Genomic DNA, 3295 nt, shown 5'->3' with positions numbered 1-3295 from the left:
AATGCTCGTTGCCGCTATATTGGCTCCTCACCCGTTCTATCTTGAAGGAGTGGCGCTTGTCCAGCACGCTGTCGTCGAATATAAGGCAGACATTCCCGCTGCGACGGACGAGGTGTGCGACTGATTGCCAGACGGCAGTTTGCGACACGTCGTCCGTCATGAAGTAACGGTTTATGGCGTCATGCGAGAAAACCGGTTGGTGCTCGGCCATATAGGTTTGCGTATAGTTGACCAATGTTGCAATTATGAACTGGCAATAATCCCGACGCGTGGGCTTTAGTCCGGAGTATCTGCTCGCCTTCATAGGCCACGATTGTACCCCGTAACGGCTGATATTTATATGCCAATACGGATATATTTTGCGTAAGTCCTATATACCGTCACTAATCATCTTGCGGACTTTTGATATGCTTTCTCACACACTAACAAGGCTGGTTGCGGTTCTGCTGACAGTGGTTGCAGTTGGGGTAACATCAGATATTGTGTGGTTTTCCATTGTATGGAGTGCAGCGTTTGCGCATTACCTTCTTGCGCTGTTTTACTCTAAGAAAAAGATTCATGATCTTGTCAGAAGGGGGTATCGAGTCCTTCTTTGGTCTGGTTTGACAATGCTTGCGGGCGCGGCTCTATATTTCGGCCAGTTCTCTCTCCTTTTATACTTCGGGGTTCACCATGTATTTAATGAGGTTTACTTGGTAAATAAGCGCCTTTCTCTGCATGATAAGGCGCTTCGTGGTAGATTTATCCGGTCCGGGTTGATCTTGAACTCCATGATATATGTTGTCTTGATGCGGAATTATCAAGAGTTTGATTGGGTGCCTGACGAAGTTTTTTTCTCATTGTTGACTATTTCTGTTCTGTACTTTATCTATTCTGTCAGGTCATTGATCGGTATCCTGCAGCACGGTGACGTTATTGATGCCATTGCTTTCGAGGTTATCGGTCTGTTGTTGGTTCTTCTCTCCCTCTATGTGGATATTCGCCTTAATTACGTTGTTCTATATCACTTTGTCTTCTGGTATATATATCCTGTGTCCAGTTTTAAAAGGCAGGGCCATGGTGTGGTGTTGACCTATATTGTTCTGTCGACCGCGATGCTTATCATGTTTTTGGTTCTATCGCCTATTGGTCCATTCGATAGGGCGACCTCGGAGTATTACTTCAGAAATCAGTTTATCCTCTGGTCTTACATTCATATTACAGTGTCGTTCATGCTTTCTGATGCGCATCCAATGTGGATCCGCCGTATATATAATCCGTCATTAGCATAGTGTCGCAGGCCTCATCAATCTGAAAGAATTTTGTTTCTTTGTCGATAAAATATGATCGCGCCAGGCTGATCCCATATGACTTCATAGCCTAAACTTTTAAAGTTCTCTCTAACCTCATTCGTCGCGCCAAGAAGATACACGAGATCGGGTTTTGAGTCTGGCTGATGAAGGTATTCTGACAGCTCACCTGCCTTACCCATCAAGGCAAGGTCTATGCGCCCGCCGCGCTTAACCCCTCGTGTACTCCTGGTGCCAGGCAACGTTCCAATGGTCGTATCGGTTACTCCTGTGGTGTCGACAAAATGGATCTCACCTGGATTGAACCGTTGCCGCAACAGATATGGAAAAAGACCGCCTTGATAGCTTGCTGCGATCAAAGGTTTTGGATTTGCATTCACGATTTCCAATAGCTTTTGGTCAATAAATGGTTTCAGGTGCGTCATATCCCTGCTATGCGAGCAATTGCCATCAATGGTATGTGTGGCGATGGCTTGCAGTTTGAGAAGGCTTGCGGGCGGGATAATCGTTGAGCAGTCTTTAATTTCTTGATTTTCCCAATAAATGACCTGCGTGGTTGATAGTGTTGCCGCGCCAAGAGCTGCGGCATGTCTGGTCAAGCGCTGGGGCTGCCCACTCAGCTTGTTCAGTAGTCGCATTATGGATTCCATGGTAATAATGTTCAGTGCTGGCACGATTGGCGCCATGAATCGTGAGTATTCCATCCAGTTTCCGCCAGAGAGCAATGTAAAGCCGATTTGTCCGCCGCAAATCACGAGGCCTGCATAGGAAAGGTGAAGTTGCGGCTCATTTGGCAGGCTTTTTGATCTAGCGAAGCGGCAAGTCAGGGTGTATAGTGTTTCGCATAAGGCCAAGAATTGTATAAAGCACCAAGGAGAAGCGGTAAAGTAGTTTTTGATGTAGCCAGCTCCAGCAGTGAGGGTCTCCATGCTTAATCCCACCTTGGCGTAGGTAGGGCTAGGCCAGTAATGCCCTGTGCATATCTGTCGAATTGTGATCAATCCTATGAATGTTGCCAGGGGTGGAAGCAGTGGCCAGTAATGATTTATGCGTTGTCTGTGATGTCCTTGGTTTGTTTTTTTTATGATCCAGGCGGCGAAAATTGGCCAAAATCCTTCTGTTCGCGTTAGTACTAGGGCTGATAAAATGACGGCAAGGCTTATGTCAAGTCGGTTTTGCCTGTGCAAGATATCTGCTCTGACCTTTTTTGACTCAGAGTATTCGGCTGCTGCTAAATTTCGGTTGCCAAGATCTCTTGCCAGAGAGAAGGTCATCCAGGTAAGGAAGGTTGCGTAGTAGGCTGTTTCCAGTCCGCCTAGGCACCAATAGGCAAAGCTGGTTGATGTGCCTGTGGCATAAAGAACCAATCCCGCGGACAAGTACGGGTATGTGGTAGAGCCAGCAAACGACGCCCTGTTTTTCCAAATAATGGCTAGCGTTGCACTGAAGAATAAGGCGCCAATTGCTTTTATAACCAGTAATGCCTCGGTGGTTGGTAGCCCTCTGGTTAGGCTCGCTATCCATGCGGCGAGTTCTGATGAGACCATCTCAGTATGGTCATGATTATAATTAATGAACCATTCGCTCGGTGTAAAGTTCTGACCTGACCAAAGCATAATAAAGGTGTCATCTCGGCCGGCAGCCAGAAAATATAGTAGTGAGTGTAATGTCAGTGCTGTGATGATTATCAATATAGTACTGTTTTTCATGGGGTGACTATCCTATGTCTTCACTTCGGGTCAGGAATGCATTCTCTAGAGTGTGTGTGGATCGGTATTTGTTTCAGGGATTCCATGTCGATGTGGTAGCAATCTGTTGTCTGCATTCTCGCTGGTCTATCTTGTGCGTTTTCGTTCAAGGCTCGTGAGCGTGTTTTTTCTTAAGGCTTGCGTGTGAATCCATTCGGCCGCCTATGTGCTTCTGTGTGTGTCTTGAGTGTGGCTTGAGATCATGTTTTATTTGAACCCCTTTGACAAGGGGCAGACCTCCTAGATCACCTCCCCGGT

General features: G+C 46.6%; 2 protein-coding genes and 1 pseudogene. 1 reads left to right on the top strand and 2 read right to left on the bottom strand.

The genetic code is table 11. The features are described 5' to 3' along the window. A pseudogene (locus ACYQ1H_RS15295) lies at positions 1 to 304 on the bottom strand (IS701 family transposase); the annotation flags it as partial. A 55-nt stretch (positions 305 to 359) separates the two neighbouring features. Here ACYQ1H_RS15295 and ACYQ1H_RS15290 point away from each other — a divergent pair. Then, positions 360 to 1271: a hypothetical protein gene (locus ACYQ1H_RS15290; RefSeq protein ID WP_460028901.1), complete on the top strand. Its 912-nt coding sequence runs from the start codon at positions 360 to 362 to the stop codon at positions 1269 to 1271. 14 nt (positions 1272 to 1285) lie between these two features. Here the strand turns inward: ACYQ1H_RS15290 and ACYQ1H_RS15285 are convergent, their stop codons facing one another. Next, the gene (locus ACYQ1H_RS15285) at positions 1286 to 2998 is read right to left on the bottom strand and encodes a hypothetical protein (RefSeq protein WP_460028900.1); all 1713 of its coding nucleotides are present in this window, start codon (positions 2996 to 2998) and stop codon (positions 1286 to 1288) included. Between the last annotated feature and the right edge of the window lie 297 nt (positions 2999 to 3295).

The organism is Methyloparacoccus murrellii (genome assembly GCF_054657115.1).
This window is presented reverse-complemented; position numbering and strand designations above follow the sequence as displayed.

Coding starts and splice junctions, on each gene's coding strand:
- ACYQ1H_RS15285 (WP_460028900.1), bottom strand. CDS start 2,998: ATGAAAAACAGTACTATATTGATAATCATCACAGCACTGACATTACAC.